The 16537-nt window shown below is 64.7% G+C and carries 15 protein-coding genes and 1 tRNA gene; 9 read left to right on the plus strand and 7 right to left on the minus strand.

The features are described 5' to 3' along the window. Window positions 1-10: 10 nt before the first annotated feature. From N3C64_RS01615 to N3C64_RS01625, 3 genes are read left to right on the plus strand one after another with little or no spacing between them, the layout of a single operon-like run. Window positions 11-295: an ArsR/SmtB family transcription factor gene (locus N3C64_RS01615; RefSeq protein ID WP_260011123.1), complete on the plus strand. Its 285-nt coding sequence runs from the start codon at window positions 11-13 to the stop codon at window positions 293-295. Then, complete coding sequence (locus N3C64_RS01620; RefSeq protein WP_260011125.1) at window positions 292-1347, plus strand: permease; 1056 nt, start codon at window positions 292-294, stop codon at window positions 1345-1347. The genes N3C64_RS01615 and N3C64_RS01620 overlap by 4 nt, the downstream gene beginning before the upstream one ends. A 10-nt stretch (window positions 1348-1357) precedes the next feature. Then, window positions 1358-1594, plus strand: a complete 237-nt coding sequence (locus N3C64_RS01625; protein WP_260011127.1) for a thioredoxin family protein — start codon at window positions 1358-1360, stop codon at window positions 1592-1594. A 138-nt stretch (window positions 1595-1732) separates the two neighbouring features. Here the strand turns inward: N3C64_RS01625 and N3C64_RS01630 are convergent, their stop codons facing one another. From N3C64_RS01630 to pdxH, 6 genes are all read right to left on the minus strand, one after another. Next, window positions 1733-1984 carry a hypothetical protein gene (locus tag N3C64_RS01630; protein ID WP_260011129.1) on the minus strand — a complete coding sequence of 84 codons (252 nt, stop codon included), beginning with the start codon at window positions 1982-1984 and terminating at the stop codon, window positions 1733-1735. Window positions 1985-2098: 114 nt separating this feature from the next. Then, complete coding sequence (locus N3C64_RS01635; RefSeq protein ID WP_260011130.1) at window positions 2099-5791, minus strand: vitamin B12-dependent ribonucleotide reductase; 3693 nt, start codon at window positions 5789-5791, stop codon at window positions 2099-2101. Window positions 5792-6283: 492 nt separating this feature from the next. Next, a tRNA-Pro gene (locus N3C64_RS01640) sits at window positions 6284-6360 on the minus strand. Between the two features lie 41 nt (window positions 6361-6401). After that, the gene (locus tag N3C64_RS01645; RefSeq protein WP_260011132.1) at window positions 6402-6887 is read right to left on the minus strand and encodes a DUF192 domain-containing protein; all 486 of its coding nucleotides are present in this window, start codon (window positions 6885-6887) and stop codon (window positions 6402-6404) included. Further along, on the minus strand, window positions 6857-7393 hold the full coding sequence (locus N3C64_RS01650; protein WP_260011134.1) for a cold-shock protein: 537 nt from the start codon (window positions 7391-7393) through the stop codon (window positions 6857-6859). The genes N3C64_RS01645 and N3C64_RS01650 overlap by 31 nt, the downstream gene beginning before the upstream one ends. Window positions 7394-7531: 138 nt before the next feature. Continuing rightward, window positions 7532-8155: a pyridoxamine 5'-phosphate oxidase gene (pdxH, locus tag N3C64_RS01655; RefSeq protein WP_260011137.1), complete on the minus strand. Its 624-nt coding sequence runs from the start codon at window positions 8153-8155 to the stop codon at window positions 7532-7534. 120 nt (window positions 8156-8275) lie between these two features. On the opposite strand from pdxH, the gene fabI reads away from it, so the two are divergent. From fabI to trpE, 6 genes are all read left to right on the plus strand, one after another. Then, window positions 8276-9097 carry an enoyl-ACP reductase FabI gene (fabI, locus tag N3C64_RS01660; RefSeq protein ID WP_218629259.1) on the plus strand — a complete coding sequence of 274 codons (822 nt, stop codon included), beginning with the start codon at window positions 8276-8278 and terminating at the stop codon, window positions 9095-9097. Between the two features lie 3 nt (window positions 9098-9100). Next, window positions 9101-9718 (plus strand): LysE family translocator, encoded by a 618-nt coding sequence (locus tag N3C64_RS01665; protein WP_218629260.1) that lies wholly within the window; start codon window positions 9101-9103, stop codon window positions 9716-9718. A gap of 9 nt (window positions 9719-9727) precedes the next feature. Beyond that, window positions 9728-10234 carry a xanthine phosphoribosyltransferase gene (gene gpt / locus N3C64_RS01670; RefSeq protein ID WP_260011141.1) on the plus strand — a complete coding sequence of 169 codons (507 nt, stop codon included), beginning with the start codon at window positions 9728-9730 and terminating at the stop codon, window positions 10232-10234. Window positions 10235-10418: 184 nt separating this feature from the next. Next, window positions 10419-11600, plus strand: a complete 1182-nt coding sequence (locus N3C64_RS01675; RefSeq protein ID WP_260011144.1) for an aminotransferase — start codon at window positions 10419-10421, stop codon at window positions 11598-11600. A gap of 68 nt (window positions 11601-11668) precedes the next feature. After that, window positions 11669-13519: a peptidylprolyl isomerase gene (locus tag N3C64_RS01680; protein WP_260011148.1), complete on the plus strand. Its 1851-nt coding sequence runs from the start codon at window positions 11669-11671 to the stop codon at window positions 13517-13519. A gap of 10 nt (window positions 13520-13529) precedes the next feature. Beyond that, on the plus strand, window positions 13530-15038 hold the full coding sequence (gene trpE / locus N3C64_RS01685; RefSeq protein ID WP_218629264.1) for an anthranilate synthase component I: 1509 nt from the start codon (window positions 13530-13532) through the stop codon (window positions 15036-15038). Between the two features lie 46 nt (window positions 15039-15084). Here the strand turns inward: trpE and N3C64_RS01690 are convergent, their stop codons facing one another. After that, window positions 15085-16491 carry a divergent polysaccharide deacetylase family protein gene (locus N3C64_RS01690; protein WP_260011151.1) on the minus strand — a complete coding sequence of 469 codons (1407 nt, stop codon included), beginning with the start codon at window positions 16489-16491 and terminating at the stop codon, window positions 15085-15087. Between the last annotated feature and the right edge of the window lie 46 nt (window positions 16492-16537).

Genomic DNA, 16537 nt, shown 5'->3' on the forward strand with positions numbered 1-16537 from the left:
GGAGGCCGCGATGATCCAGTTTCTGACAGCCTTGGCCGAGCCGACGCGCCTCGCGGCGCTGCAAATCCTGTGGGATCATGGCGAGCATTGCGCCTGCGAGTTGATGGAGCGCCTTGGCGCCACGCAAAGCCGGGTCTCGCGCCATATGCAGGTGCTCAAGCAGGCCGGGCTGATCACCGACCGGCGTGACGCGCAATGGGTGCGCTACCGGATCAACCCGGACCTGCCGCCCGAGTTGCACAACGCACTCTCCGCCATTCTCACGGCAGCGCAATCGGAAAGGAGTGCGGCATGAGCGTTCTTTCCCACGACACCCCCCGAAAACCCCTGCCCGCCTGGGGCTGGAGCGCCGCCGTTCTGGCCGCAGCCGTCCTGTGGTGGGCCATCTATCGCCAGCTTCCCGCCCTGTCCGAGGCGCTTGTCGCGCGCCTGCCTGTCGAGCGCCACAGCCACCTGGGCGAGGCGCTGGCCTTCTTCTTCTATGACGTGCCCAAGGTGATGATGCTGCTGGCGCTGATTGTCTTTGCCATGGGCGTCGTGCGCAGCTTCTTCAGCCCCGAAAAGACCCGCGCCGCGCTGGCGGGCAAGCGCGAGGGGCTGGCCAATGTGACGGCGGCGGGCCTTGGGGTGCTGACGCCCTTCTGCTCGTGCTCGGCCGTGCCGCTGTTCATCGGCTTTGTCTCGGCCGGTATTCCGCTTGGGGTGACGTTCTCCTTCCTGATCGCCGCGCCCATGGTCAACGAGGTCGCGCTGATCCTGCTGATCGGGCTTGTCGGCTGGAAGGTGGCGCTGATCTACCTTGGCTTCGGGCTAGCGATTGCCATCGTCGCGGGCTGGGTGATCGGGCGCCTGCATCTTGAGGGCTGGTTGCAAGACTGGGTGCACGACATCCACGCCGGCGCGACCGGTCCGGTCGAGGATGAGGCCCTCACCCTGCCCGACCGCTACCGGCGCGGGCTGGATTCGGTGCGCGAGATCTTCGGCAAAGTCTGGCTCTGGATCATTCTCGGGATCGGGATCGGTGCGCTGATCCACGGCTATGTCCCCGAAGATCTGATGGCCCGCGTGATGGGCAGCGGTGCCTGGTGGTCGGTGCCCGCGGCCGTGCTGATGGGTGTGCCGATGTATACGAACGCCGCGGGCGTCATCCCCATCGTCGAGGCCCTGCTCGGCAAGGGCGCGGCGCTTGGCACGGTTCTGGCCTTCATGATGTCGGTCATCGCGCTCAGCCTGCCCGAGATGATCATCCTCAAGCAGGTTCTCAAATTGCGCCTGATCGCGGTGTTCGTCGGCATTGTCGCCAGCGGCATCCTCGCGGTCGGCTTCCTGTTTAACGCCCTGTTCTAAGGAGGGAAAAATGAAGGACATCAAGGTTTACAGCCCCGGCTGCAAACGCTGCGCCACCACCGAAGAGATGGTCCGCGCCGCCGCCACCAAACTGGGTATCGAGGTAAGCGTCGAGAAGGTCTCCGACATGGCCGCCATCGCCCGCGCGGGTGTCATGTCCACCCCCGGCATCAGCATCGACGGCAAGCTGGTGCATGCGGGCGGGTTGCCCGATCCGGTCAAGCTGGAAGGCTGGCTCTCGGCCTGATCCGTAAATAAATCGGCCCCCCTCTCTGCGGAGGGGGGCCAGTTTCGTCGATCAGGCTCTTTGGTTCACCGCCCGAGGTGTATCTTGGTTTCGCCTGGGCCTTCTCGACGTCTGGGGCGAGCGCACCCGCCCCGGAACTCAGTTCAGTCGCAGCGCCTGCGCGGCGCTGAGGAAGGTCACGGTGGTCGCCGCGCCGTGCATGCGGATATCGGCCACGTCCATCGGGCAGCGGTCCAGATCGCCGCCCAGAACCTCGATCGAGACGCCGCCGCCGAAGGTGGCATCCAGCACCGAGGTCAGCGCCTCGCCCGCCAGTTCCGCCTCGATCCCGCCCGCGATACGCCGCGTGGCCATGGGGACAATCCGCTTGTTTCCGACGATCAGCTCCACCGAGCACTTCCTTCTATTCACAGGCCCATCGAGATTTGCGATGCGCCGTCTTTCCATCGGGGCATCACCCCCGCCGTTTCGTCGGGGCCCCGGCCGAACCGGAGCCCCTACCCCTTAGGAGCAACCGCTGGTCGCCCCGCAGGTGTTGCATTTCATGCAGGTGCCGTTGCGCACGAGCGTGTAGTTGCCGCACTCGCCGCAGGGGTCGCCCTCATAGCCCTGCATCTTGGCCTTGGTGCGCGCATCCATGCTGACCACGCCCGAGGAAATCGCCGTCGAGGCCGAGGCGCCCACCGCCATCGCGGTTTCCGGCACCAGCGTGTTCAGCGCGGTCACAGGATCGGTCGCAGCGGCGAAGGCCGTCGCACCCGCGCCCCCGCCTTGCAGCACGATCAGTTCCTGCGGCAGGCGCTTGCGCAGATAGCCCGTCGAGGAAATCTGACGCAGCACCTCAAGCGACTTCGAGGCCGCCGTCTCGCTCACCGGCTCGACGTTGCGCTTGCCTTCGCCGACACCACCGCCCAGATCGTCGAAAGACGTGCCCTGCGGCTTGATATGCGCAAGATCGGTGCGGTCGAGATAGGACACGGCCAGTTCGCGGAACACGTAATCGAGGATCGAGGTCGCGTTCTTGATTGAGTCGTTGCCCTGCACCATGCCCGCGGGTTCGAACTTGGTGAAGGTGAAGGCGTCCACGAACTCTTCCAGCGGCACGCCGTATTGCAGGCCAACCGAAACGGCGATGGCGAAGTTGTTCATCATCGCGCGGAAGCCAGCGCCTTCCTTGTGCATGTCGATGAATATCTCGCCAAGCTGGCCGTCCTGATACTCGCCCGTGCGCAGGTAGACCTTGTGGCCACCGACCACGGCCTTTTGCGTGTAGCCCTTGCGACGCTCGGGCAGCTTTTCGCGGTGCGAGCGGACGATCTCCTTGACGACGACCTTCTCGATGATCTTCTCGGCCAGAGTCACGGCTTTTTCTTGCTGCGAACCGCTGGCGAGGATTTCCTCGGCCTCGTCATCATCCTCGACCAGCGCGGAGGCCAGCGGCTGCGACAGTTTCGAGCCGTCGCGGTAAAGCGCGTTGGCCTTGATGCCAAGCGACCAGCTCAGCTCGTAGGCGGCCTTTACATCCTCGATCGAGGCCGAGTTCGGCATGTTGATCGTCTTCGAGATCGCGCCCGAGATGAACGACTGCGCGGCGGCCATCATGCGGATGTGGCTTTCGACCGAGAGGTACCGCTTGCCCTTCTTGCCGCAGGCATTGGCGCAGTCGAAGACGGCATAATGCTCGGTGCGCAGGAAGGGCGCGCCTTCCAGCGTCATCGTCCCGCAGACATGGTCATTCGCGGCTTCGATCTGTGCGCGGGTGAAGCCCAGGTGACGCAGCAGGTCAAAGGTCGGGTCGTTCAGCTTCTCGGCGGGGATGCCGAGGGTCTTGGTGCAGAAATCCTCGCCGAGCGTCCACTGGTTGAACACGAAGCGGATGTCGAAGGCCGAGGGCAGTGCGGCTTCAACCTTCTCGATCTCACGCGCGCCGAAGCCGTGGCCGATCAGCGCGGTGTGGTTGATGCCCGCGCAATTGCCAAGCGTGCCATGGCCGACCGCATAGGCGATGATCTCTTCGATCTGCGACGAGCTGTAGCCGAGTTTTTCCAGCGCCGCCGGAACCGAGCGGTTGATGATCTTGAAGTAGCCGCCACCGGCGAGCTTCTTGAACTTGACCAGCGCGAAATCGGGCTCGATCCCGGTGGTGTCGCAATCCATCACAAGGCCGATGGTGCCGGTCGGCGCGATGACCGAGACCTGCGCGTTGCGGAAGCCCCACTTCTCGCCCAGAACCAGCGCCTCGTCCCATGCGTTGCGGGCCAGCGCGACCAGCGACTGATCGGGGCAGCTTGCGGCATCAAGCGGAACCGGCTGAACCTCAAGCGCCTCGTAGCCGGCGTCCTTGCTATATGCGGCGGCACGGTGGTTGCGGATGACGCGCAGCATGTGCTGGGCGTTCTTGGTATAGCCTGGGAAGGCGCCCAGTTCGGCCGCCATCTCGGCCGAGGTCGCGTAGCTCACGCCGGTCATCAGCGCGGTCAGCGCGCCGCACAGCGCCCTGCCCTCGTCCGAGTCGTAGCCAAAGCCCATGTTCATCAGCAGCCCGCCGATATTGGCGTAACCAAGACCAAGCGTGCGGAAGTCATAGGACCGCTGCGCGATCTCCTGGCTCGGGAACTGCGCCATCAGGACCGAGATTTCCAGCGTGACGGTCCACAGGCGCGTGGCATGCACATAGGCCTCGGCATCAAAAGCGCCGTCCTTGTAGAAGGTCAGCAGGTTCATCGAGGCCAGGTTGCAGGCCGTGTCGTCCAGGAACATGTATTCCGAGCACGGGTTCGAGCCGCGGATCTCGCCATCCTCGGGGCAGGTGTGCCATTCGTTGACGGTGTCGTGGAACTGAATGCCCGGATCGGCACAGGCCCAGGCGGCGTGGCCGACCTGATCCCACAGTTCGCGTGCCTTCACGGTCTTGGCGACCTTGCCATCGGTGCGGCGCACCAATTCCCAATCGGCGTCATCCTTGACCGCCTTCAGGAAGGCATTGGTCACGCGCACCGAGTTGTTCGAGTTCTGGCCCGAGACCGAAATATAGGCCTCCGAATCCCAGTCGGTGTCATAGGTCGGGAATTCGATCGAGGCATAGCCCTGCCGCGCGTATTGCAGCACGCGATTGATATAGGTCTCCGGGATCAACATGCGCTTGGCCGACTTGATCGCCGCCTTCAGCGCCTCGTTCTTGGCCGGATCATAGGCGTCGGCCACTGCCCCATCCCACAGACCGATCGCCTCGAAGATCTTGTTCAGCTCGCGCTCGTGCATCTTCGAGCCAGCCACCAGCGAGGCAACCTTCTGCTCTTCGATGACCTTCCAGTTGATGAACTGCTCGATATCGGGGTGATCCATGTCGCAGATCACCATCTTGGCCGCGCGGCGCGTGGTACCGCCCGACTTGATCGCGCCCGCCGCGCGGTCGCCGATCTTGAGGAAGCCCATCAGTCCCGACGACTTGCCGCCGCCCGACAGCTTCTCGCCCTCGCCGCGCAGGCTGGAGAAGTTGGTACCGGTGCCCGAGCCGTATTTGAACAGGCGCGCCTCGCGGACCCAGAGGTCCATGATGCCGCCCTCACCCACCAGATCGTCCTTGACCGACTGGATGAAGCAGGCATGGGGCTGCGGATGCTCGTAGGCCGAGGCCGATTTGGTCAGCTTGCCGGTCTCGTGATCGACGTAGAAATGCCCCTGCGACGGGCCGTCGATGCCATAGGCCCAGTGCAGGCCGGTGTTGAACCACTGCGGGCTGTTCGGTGCGGCCATCTGCTCGGCCAGCATGTAGCGCATCTCGTCGTAATAGGCGCGGGCGTCTTCCTCGGTCGAGAAATAGCCGCCCTTCCAGCCCCAGTAGGTCCAGGCCCCGGCGAGACGGTCGAAGACCTGCTTGGCCGAGGTCTCTCCCACGATGCGCTGATCTTCGGGCAGCTTTTCCAGCGCGGCGGTGTCGGGAACCGAGCGCCACAGGAATTCCGGCATACCCTTTTCCTTGACCTTCTTCAGCGCCGCCGGGACACCCGCCTTGCGGAAGTATTTCTGGGCCAGAACGTCCGAGGCAACCTGCGACCAGCCCTCGGGAACCTCGACATGCTCGTTTCGGAACACGATCTTGCCGTCGGGGTTACGAATCTCCGATGCGGTCGTCGTGAAAGCGATCTCGCCGTAGGCGCCGGTTTCTGCTGCCGTGAACTTGCGTTCGATCTTCATCTGCCCTGTCCCATACACTTTTAAAATCCGTGCTGCCCGTGCCGCAGCCAAGACTTCCCCGCCCCTCTGCCGACGCAAGAGAGTTGGCCCGACCGCACCCGATCGACCTGAAAGTGAGGATTCTGTCCCGCCCGCCGCCGCCACTATATCTGGTGGCTTCACGACCCGCTCACACAAACTGACGTAGCACGCCGGGGCGGTCAACAAATCTTTCCTTCCCTCGAAGGCGATTTTTCAGTTGACGGGTTCCCGCGCAAGAGCCCCCAAAAGGCGATTTTGATTCATCCACAGGGGTCAGAAAGATGCCGCGCCGCAGCAAGTCTGCGGATTCCCTTGTTTCACGCGCTTTTGCGGCGCAGAAATGACAATCTGGATAAACTTCATCCACAGCACACAATATCTTGTGGATAGAGCGAAAAATGTGGCCCTGAAATCACGTATCGCACTCGGGCGGTGCCCGATTGACCAAAATTTGCGCATTTTCAGTGGAAATGGTCGGGGCGAGAGGATTCGAACCTCCGACCTACGGTACCCAAAACCGTCGCGCTACCAGACTGCGCTACGCCCCGACGCGCCCTTCCTAACCGCACATGCGCCCGAGGAAAAGAGGCTAGTCGCAGCGCCACGAAGCAAGCGTCTGATCCAGCGCGGGATGGGCCAGCTCGGCCCCCGGCACGATGCCGATCCGCGCGGCCAACCCGCCGTTAATCTCAAGCACCATCAGGACGGGGTGTTTCGAGGGAATCGGTGTCTCGTCATGCGGCTTGGCATTGGCATGCACCGAGACCACCCGCCCCGACGCATCGATAAAGATCATGTCCAGGGGAATGAGCGTATTGCGCATCCAGAAGGCGACCTCATGCTCAGCCTCATAGACGAAGAGCATCCCCGCCCCGGCCGCCATCTTCGAGCGGCCCATCAGGCCCTGCGCGCGCTCTTCCGCATCATCGGCGATCTCGATCGAGAAGCGCGCCTCGCGCCCGTCGGGCAGACGCAACAGGGCGACATCCTCGCGGCAAGGCGTGGCGAGTGCCCCGCCAACCGAGGCGAGATAGATAAGCGCCCCTAGCGCCCCTGACGCAATGCGGCTTCCCACGACACCACCTGGGCCGCCATGCGGCCACGCTTGCCCTCGATCACGCGCAGACAGATTGCCTCGCCCGGCGCCAGATCGGAAAAGCCCGAACGACGGAGGACCTCGATATGCACAAATACATCTTCGGGGCGCCCGAACACGTTCGCAAACCCGAATCCCTTTACCTTATCGAACCATTTGACGCGCGCGGGTTCCAGCGGCAGCGCCGCGATCTCGGCAGGGTCTGTCTCGCCCAGATCCTCGATCGGTGAGGGTTTCTCTTCGCCCTCTGGGGGTTCGATCTCCAGCACCTCGACCGCCTGCGCCCCGCGCGGCGTTGCCTGCACCAGCACCCGAATCCCCGCGTTGTCGGCAACCGAGCCCTGGCCGAAGTTCCGCAGCACATTGGCATGAAGCAGGATGTCCGGCCCCCCGCCGGAGTCCAGAATGAAGCCAAATCCTTTGACAGGGTCGAACCATTTCACCTTGCCGGTGACTTCCTTGGTTTCGAAGTGCTGTTCGTTCATTCCAGTGATCCGCTTCCGGCTTTGCGCCTTGTTATGTGTCTGGACAGGTCAGGTCTGCCCACTCTCACACGACACACGCCGGATTCAAGCGAAAAAACTTAGAATTGTTCTCGCCCGTCATTTCACGAAGCGTGAAATTCAGGGGTTCAACCGCAGGATTTCCCATGCAGAATTCGGGTCCGGGCGGCGCCAGCGGAACCTGTCATGCAGACGAAACGCGCCGTCGGCCCAGAACTCGATCTCAAGCGGGGTGATGCGAATGCCCCCCCAGAATGGCGGGCGCTTGGGGTTCGGGCCATGCGTTGCGGTGACCTTGGCGACCTCGGCCATCAGGGCCGTGCGCGAGGCCAGCGGCTGGCTTTGATCCGACGCCCAGGCCCCGAGCCGCGACTTGAGCGAGCGCGACGTATAATAGGCGTCCGCCTGCGGCCCCTCCTCGCGCGAGGTCAGGCCGCGCACCCGGATCTGGCGGCGCAGGCTTTTCCAATGCATCACGAAGGCGGCCTTGCCCGCCTGCTCGATCTCGACACCTTTGGCCGAGCCGTAGTTGGTATAGAAGACGAAGGCCCCTCCCGAGGGCGCGCTCTGCGCCTCAATCTCTTTCAGCAAGACCATGCGCACATTGGGCAAACCATCGGCGTCGACACTGGCCAGCGCGATCGCATTGGGGTCGTTGACCTCGCTCTTTTCGGCCTCACTCAGCCAAGCCTGCGCGATGGCAAAAGGGTCTTCCCCCGCGAAAATTCCCGATCTGTCGCTCATGACGCCCCCGCTTCCGTAACGTACTCATGATAGTGGCTGTCGGCCTTGTCGGCCTTGATGCGTCTCAAGCTTTCGCCTAATGCTGGCGCACTTACCAGAGGGAAGCGAGGGAAACCCGAGATGTCGAACAACCTGATGGCGGGCAAGCGCGGCCTTATCATGGGCCTTGCCAACGATAAATCCATCGCCTGGGGCATCGCCAAGGCCTGCGCCGATGCGGGCGCCGAGCTGGCTTTCTCCTACCAGGGCGATGCGCTGAAAAAACGGGTGGAGCCGCTGGCCGCCTCGCTCGGAACGCCCCTGCTCTTTGAATGCGACGTGGCCGACGAGGCCAGCATGGACGCCCTGTTCGAGGGGCTGAAGGAAACCTGGGGCACGATCGACTTCGTCGTCCACGCGATCGGCTTCTCGGACAAGAACGAGCTGCGCGGCCGCTATGTCGACACCTCGCGCGCTAATTTCGGCATGACGATGGACATTTCGGTCTATTCGTTCACCGCTGTCTGCGCTCGCGCTTCGGCGCTGATGCCCAATGGCGGCTCGCTGCTGACGCTGACCTATTACGGCGCCGAACAGGTCATGCCGCATTATAACGTGATGGGCGTGGCCAAGGCGGCGCTGGAGGCCTCGGTCAAGTATATCGCAGAAGATCTCGGCAAGGTCGGCATCCGCTGCAACGCGATTTCGGCCGGTCCGATCAAGACGCTGGCCGCCTCGGGCATCGGCGATTTCCGCTACATCATGAAGTGGAACGAGCTGAACTCGCCCCTGCGCCGCAACGTGACGCAGGAAGAGGTTGGCAAGGCCGCGCTTTACCTGCTGTCGGATCTGGGCTCGGGCACCACGGGCGAGAACCTGCACGTGGACGCGGGCTACCATGTCGTCGGAATGAAGGCGGTGGACGCGCCCGATATCGACGTTGTCACGGGCCGTAAGGACTGAACCATGACGCTGGCCGCTTTTGTTGCGATCTATTTCGTGCATCTCGCGGCGGCGATCTCGCCCGGGCCGGCGGTTCTGCTGGCGGCCCGGACCGGCCTGCGCGAAGGCTTTGCGCGCGGCTCATGGCTGGCGGTGGGTATCGGCCTTGGCGCCTGCATCTGGGCCTTCGCAGCGCTGTTCGGCCTTGCGATCCTGTTCCGCGTGGCCCCGGCCCTGCTGACCGCGCTGAAGTTCGCAGGGGCGGCCTATCTGATCTATCTGGCCTACAAGATGTGGCGCCACGCCCCCGAGCCGCTGGACGATCGCATGTCCGAGGTGGTCTCGACCCGTTCGAACCTTGGCCTTGTGTGGCAGGGGATCGCGACGCAACTGGCCAACCCCAAGCCCGCCGTCTTTTTCGGCACGATCTTCCTGACCTTCGTGCCGCCGCATGCGCCGATCTGGGCCTATGCCCTGATCCTGCTGATCATCTTCGTGAATGACGCGGGCTGGAACGTGATCGTCGCGCGGATCTTCTCGCTTGAGCGGACGCGGCGCGGCTATCTGAACCTGAAAACCACGATCGACCGGATCTTCGGGGGCCTTCTGGCGGCCCTCGGGGTGAAGCTCGCGCTGACGTAGGAGCCTGCCATGAATGACCGTCTGCCGCATGAGAAGGGTTTTCACGTAAGCTGGGACCAGTTGCACCGCGACGCACGGGCGCTGGCGTGGCGGCTTGACGGCAAGGGGCCGGATGCGGGCGCGTGGAAAGCAGTCGTGGGCATCACCCGCGGCGGGCTGGTGCCGGCCGCCATCGTCGCGCGGGAGTTGGACATCCGCGTGGTCGATACGATCTCGGTCAAAAGCTACAGCCACCAGACGCAGCGCGAGCCGGCGGTGATTAAATCCCCGCAAGCGGATCTCATGGGCGATGGTGAGGGCATCCTGATCGTCGATGACCTCGTCGACTCGGGCCGGACGCTGGAACTGGTGCGCCGCCTCTACCCCAAGGCGCATTTCGCCACGGTCTACGCCAAGCCCAAGGGCCGCGAGCAGGTGGATACCTTCATCACCGAGGTCAGCCAGGACACCTGGATCTTCTTCCCCTGGGACATGGCGCTACAATACGTCCAGCCCTATCGCGGCACGGATTCCTGATATGCGCCCGTATCGGCGCCTTCCAGCACTGGCTGTTCAAGACAAACCAACGGACCAATGGGGCCTTCGGGCGTGGTTCTGCTAATGATCGCCCTGACCTCACACGAATGGCGTGTGCGCCGGGGGCTTTCCTTCGGCGGGCGCTGACCCTAGGCTCGGCCCCGAGTCCCCTCGGAGCCGCATCATGACCCTCTTCCCGCTCAACCCCGCGCTGGCCGCGACCTTCCCGCCTCCGGTGATGGAGGCACGGCGCTGGCTCGACGGGGTGGTTTTCCCGCCCGAGCGCCCGCTGATCAACGTGAGCCAGGCCGCACCGGTCGACCCGCCGCCCGAACCGCTGCGCCGCGCGATTGCCGAGGCCGCGCTGACGAACCCCGCCGCGCATCTTTACGGTCCTGTTCTTGGCCTCGACGATCTGCGGCTGGAATTGGCGCATCAGTGGTCGGAGGCTTACGGCGGCACGATCCACCGCCGTCAGGTGGCAATCACCCAGGGCTGCAACCAGGCCTTCTGTGCCGTGATGGCGACGCAGGCGGGTCCGGGGGATGAAGTTCTTCTGCCAACGCCTTGGTATTTCAACCATAAAATGTGGCTTGATATGAGCTCGGTGAAGGCCGTGCCGCTGGCGACCGGCCCCGATCTGCTGCCCGATCCCGAACATGCCGCGGCGCTGATCACGCCGCGCACGCGCGCGATTGTTCTGGTGACGCCAAACAATCCGGGCGGGGTCGAATATCCGGCCACCCTTGTGCGCGCCTTCTACGAGCTGGCGCAGGCGCGCGGCCTTGCGCTGATCCTTGATGAGACCTACCGCGATTTTGACGCCCGCAGCGGCGCACCGCATGACCTGTTTGCCGACCCGGACTGGGACGAGCGACTGATCCATCTCTACAGCTTCTCGAAGGCCTACCGGCTGACCGGCCACCGCGTTGGCGCCATCGTCGCCTCGGAAAGCCGTCTTGCCGAGGTTGAGAAATTCCTCGACACGGTCGCGATCTGCCCCAACCAGCTTGGCCAGATCGCGGCGCTCTGGGGGATGCGCAACCTGCGCCAGTGGGTCGCGGGCGAGCGCGCCGAGATCCTTGCCCGGCGTAAGGCGATGACCGAGGGATTGGCCACCCTGCCCGGCTGGCGCACGCTTGGCTGCGGGGCCTACTTCGCCTATGTCGAACATCCCTCGCCCCAGCCTTCGCCCGAATTCGCGCAGCGGCTGGTGAAAGAGGCGGGCGTGTTGCTGCTGCCCGGCACCATGTTCATGCCCTCTGACGACCCCGCCGGACAGCGCCAGTTGCGCATCGCTTTTGCCAATGTGGATGCCGCCGGGATCGCGCAATTGATGGAACGGCTGGCCCAAGCGACGCCCTGAGCCTTGCGGCCCTTACCGCAAAGCCCTAAACACCCCAAAACGACCGGAAATGAGCGGGAGGACGCCCCATGTCGAACAAGCTGCGTAGCCATGGCAAGAGCGTGGTTGTCTGGGTGCTGCTGGCGATGCTGATACTGGGCCTTGGCGGCTTCGGCATGACCAACTTCGGCGGGCGCACGACCGCGATCGGTTCGGTCGGCGAAACCGAGATCCCCGTCAACGATTACGCCCGCGCGCTGCGTGACGAAATGAACGCCGCCACCGCACAGATCGGCCGCCCCTTCACCATTACCGAGGCCAAGCAAATGGGCCTCGACCGTCAGGTGCAGGGCCGGATGTTTGGTCAGGCCGCCGTCAGTGAGGCCGCGCGCAAGATCGGCCTGTCGGTGGGCGACGCCGAGATTCACCGCCAGATCACCCAGGCGCGCGCCTTCCAGGGACTTGATGGAAAGTTCGACCGCGAGACCTACCGCCTCGCGCTGCGCCAAGAGGGGTATACCGAGGTGCAGTTTGAAGAGCGTCTGCGCGCCGATGCAGCGCGCTCGATCATGCAGACGGCAGTGGCTGCGGGCGTGAAGGCGCCGGCCGGTGTGGTCGATGCCTACGCGACCTACCTGACCGAAGAGCGCACAATCTCTTATGCCGAGATTACCGGAGCCGATCTGACCGAAACCGTCCCCGAGCCGACCGAAGAGACGCTCAGGGCCTGGCATCAAGACCATGCAGCCGATTTCACCCGCCCCGAGTTGCGGGAGATCAGCTACGTTTGGCTCTCGCCCGAGATGATGGCCGAGAAGGTGACGCTGGACGAGGCCGCCCTGCAAGCTGCCTATGAAGCGCGCAAGGACGACTATGTGCAGCCCGAAAAACGCATGGTCGAAAAGCTGGTTTACCCGACGACCGAAGAGGCCGCAGCCGCCAAGGCGCGCCTTGACGCGGGCGAGGTCAGCTTTGCCGATCTCGCCGCCGAGCGCGGCCTGACGCTTGACGATATCGACCTGGGCGAGCCCGCTCAGGAAGACCTTGGCCCGGCGGGCGAGGCCGTATTTGCGCTGGAAACCCCCGGCGTCGTCGGCCCGATCGACACCGACCTTGGCCCGGCGCTCTTCTCGATGAACGCGATCATCGCAGAGCAGAACACGACATTCGAGGAAGCGCGCGAGGAACTGTCGGCCGAGGCCCGCATGGACCGCGCCCGTCGCCTGATCGACGAAGCCAGTGCCGATCTTGAGGATCGTCTGGCCGGTGGCGCCACGCTTGAGCAGATGGCCGATGAGACCGATATGGAACTCGGCCATATCTCGCTGGCACCCGATACCGATGAGGGCCTCGCGGGCTACGAAGCCTTCCGCGATGCCGCCGCAACCGTGACCGCCGAGGATTTCCCGGAACTGGGTTCGCTTGACGATGGCGGCGTGTTCGCTCTGCGCCTTGACGGTATCACCCCGGCTGCGCTGTTCCCCTTCGAAGAGGTGCGCGATCGGGTCATCGACAGCTGGCGCGCGGCCGAGACGGCGAAACTCAAGCTCGCCCGTGCCGAGACCATCAAGGCTGCGGTCGAGGGCGGTGCCACGCTCGGCTCGCAAGGCGTGCTGGTCAATACCGTGGGCGCACTCCAGCGTTCGAGCTTCATCGAGAACGTCCCCGCGACGCTCGTGGACACCGCCTTCGACACCGCACCCGGCAAGGCTGCGATCGTCGAGGGTGACGGCAAGGTCGTCGTGGTGAAGGTTGACGGCGTACATGCTGCCGACAGCGCCGCCGAAGAGGTCGCGCAGATCCGCGAGCTACTTGAGGTGCGCCTTGCGCAGTCGGTGGCGAATGACCTGCTGGACTTCTACGCCCGCGCCGCTCAGGCCGAAGCAGGCATGACGATCGACAGCACCGCGATTAACGCGGTGCAAGCCCAGATGCAGTAAGGAGGCTCAGTTGGTCGCCCTCTCCCCCACGTTCGAAGCCTTCGAGGCGGGCTGGAAGGCTGGCAAGAACCAGTTGGTCTATGCGCGTCTCGCGGCCGATCTCGATACGCCCGTGTCGCTGATGCTCAAGCTGGCCGATGCGCAGCGCAACTCGTTCATGCTTGAATCGGTGACCGGCGGCGAGGTTCGCGGTCGCTACTCGATCATCGGCATGAAGCCCGACGTGATCTGGGAATGCCGTGGCGAGACGGCGCGGATCAATCGACAGGCGCGTTTTGAGGATCGCTACGAAGAGCTTCCGGGCCACCCGTTCGAAAGCCTTCGCGCCCTGATCGCCGAAAGCCGCATCGACATGCCCGAGGATCTACCCGCCGCAGCTGCGGGGCTCTTCGGTTATCTTGGCTATGACACGATCCGCCTGGTTGAGCATCTGCCCAACATCAACCCCGACCCGATCGGCGTGCCCGATGCGGTGCTGCTGCGCCCCTCGGTCGTGGCCGTGCTGGATGGCGTAAAAAGCGACGTGATGCTCTGCGCGCCCGCGTTCCAGGATTCGGGGCTGTCGGCGCGCGCGGCCTATGCCCAGGCCGCCGAGCGCGTGATGGATGCGCTGCGCGACCTCGACCGCAATCCTGCCCAGACCCGCGAGATGGGCGAGATCGCCAAAGTCGGCCCGCTGCGCTCGAACTTCACCCCCGAGGGCTACAAGGCCGCGGTCGAGAAGGCCAAGGATTACATCCGCGCGGGCGACATTTTCCAGGTCGTTCCGGCGCAGCGCTGGTCGGCGGATTTCCCGCTGCCGCCCTTCGCGCTTTACCGCAGCCTGCGGCGCACCAACCCCTCGCCCTTCATGTTCTACCTCAACTTCGGCGGCTTCCAGATCGTCGGCGCCAGCCCCGAGATCCTCGTGCGCCTGCGCGAGAATGAGGTGACGATCCGCCCGATCGCAGGCACCCGCCCACGCGGCGCGACACCCGCCGAGGACAAGGCGCTGGAAGAGGATCTTTTGGCCGACAAGAAGGAACTGGCCGAGCACCTGATGCTGCTGGATCTGGGCCGCAACGATGTGGGCCGCGTGGCGAAGATCGGCACGGTTCACCCGACCGAGAAGTTCATCATCGAGCGTTACAGCCACGTGATGCATATCGTCTCGAACGTCGTCGGCGAACTGGCCGAGGGCGAGGATGCGCTGTCTGCCCTGCTGGCTGGCCTGCCTGCGGGCACGGTCTCGGGGGCGCCCAAGGTGCGCGCGATGGAGATCATCGACGAGCTGGAACCCGAAAAGCGCGGCATCTATGGCGGCGGCGTGGGCTACTTCGCTGCCAATGGCGAGATGGATATGTGCATCGCGCTGCGCACGGCCGTTCTGAAGGATCAGACGCTCTATATCCAAGCCGGTGGCGGCGTCGTCTACGACAGCGACCCGGAAGCCGAATACCAGGAAACCGTCAACAAATCCAAAGCGTTGCGTAAGGCCGCCGAGGATGCGGGCCTGTTCGTCCAGCGCGGCAACATCTAAGCAGGCGCACCAGGAAACAAGAAAGGCGGGCCAAGGCCCGCCTTTTTCAGTTCTCGACCAGCGTCGTAACCGGGGCCAACGCGATCCCCTGCCCGAGGCGCGCGGCCCAGCCACTGAGCCCCGCGACCGATTCCGGCCAGGCGCTAAGCATGATCGTCACGCGCCCGTCGCGCTGCGCCTCGAAGGCCGCTCGGGTCAGCGCGCGCTCGATTGCGGCGGCCGGTTCGCGCTCGGCATCAAGAACGCGCCATACTTCTGCTTCGGGCAAGCTTGCGGCGCGGGCAAGCTGCGCGGCGGGGTTCAGCCCCTGCCGCTGCGTGATCAGCCCCAACCCGGCGCGGTTCAGAATGGTCACCATCTGCTCGGCCAGCTTGCGGTTGTTCTGGATCATCGGCTGCGCGGGTTCGACCACGGCGACCGCCTCGGGGATCGCAGCGCGCCATGCCTCAACGGCAACCTCTAGATCGGTGGCCGAGGCATTTTCCGGCAAGGCCTGTGCGAGAATGGCAACTTCAAGCCCCCGCGCACGATATTCGACCGCGGCTTCCCGCGCATCGGCGCGATCGGGGTCGATGGCAATAGTCACCGGGAAATCGAGCATCTTCAGCGTGTTGCGATCCAGCCCCCCGGCCTGTGTGCCGACATCCACCAGCACCACCGACACGAGCGGAACACCGGGCGGCGCGATGAAGGCCTGCGCATAACGCTCGAACGCGGGAAGATCGGGATCGGTCGCGACCGGAACGGGGTCAACGGGGGTCTCGGCACCCTCAGTCGCGATCCGGGGCAAACGGTCGGTCACAACGCCGGGTGCGGTCGAGAAAGCCGCGCCCCCTGCCCCGGCACCGCCATCGACCGAGAACACGCGCGGCAGCGACGGCGCGCCGTCTTCTGCCGGTGCAAGTTCGGGCGAGAAGACCTCGCCGGGCGGCGGAACGGGCATCGGGCTTTCCCCCTCGGGCGCGTTTTCCAGCGCCGCCGTGGGAACATCGCCCGCAGGCTGCGGCTCGGGACGGGTCTCGCGCGCCTCGGGTCGCGCGCCCGGATCGGTCGCGATCCAATGCGGCGAGGTGGTTTCCTCGGCCTCGATCTGGGCCATCCGGGTGCCGCCGTTCACGACGCTCGGGACACCTTCCGGCGGGGGAAGCCGGGGCGAGAGGTCGGCGGTCTTGCCGGGCGCCTCGGCGGCTTCGCCCATTGCGGGGGCAGCGGGCGCGCCATCAACCACCTGCGGCGCGGCCTCGGGCGGCGGTTGCGCGGCAGGAAGCTCTGCGGTGGGCATCGCGGGTTCAGCGGGCAGCGGGGTCGGCGCGGCATCGGGCGCCTGTGGCTCTGCGGCGGGCACGGGCGCGGGCGCCTGCTGTGGCAAGGGGGTGATCAACGACAAAGCCCCAATCCCCAGAACCGTGACCACACCTCCGGTCAACAGCCCACCGAGCACCCCACGCATCATTCTTGCGCTCCCTTATATATCTCAATCCTGCGCCCGGGTGCGGAAA

Source organism: Sedimentimonas flavescens (assembly GCF_025154035.1).
Classification (GTDB): Bacteria; Pseudomonadota; Alphaproteobacteria; order Rhodobacterales; family Rhodobacteraceae; genus Rhodobacter; species Rhodobacter flavescens.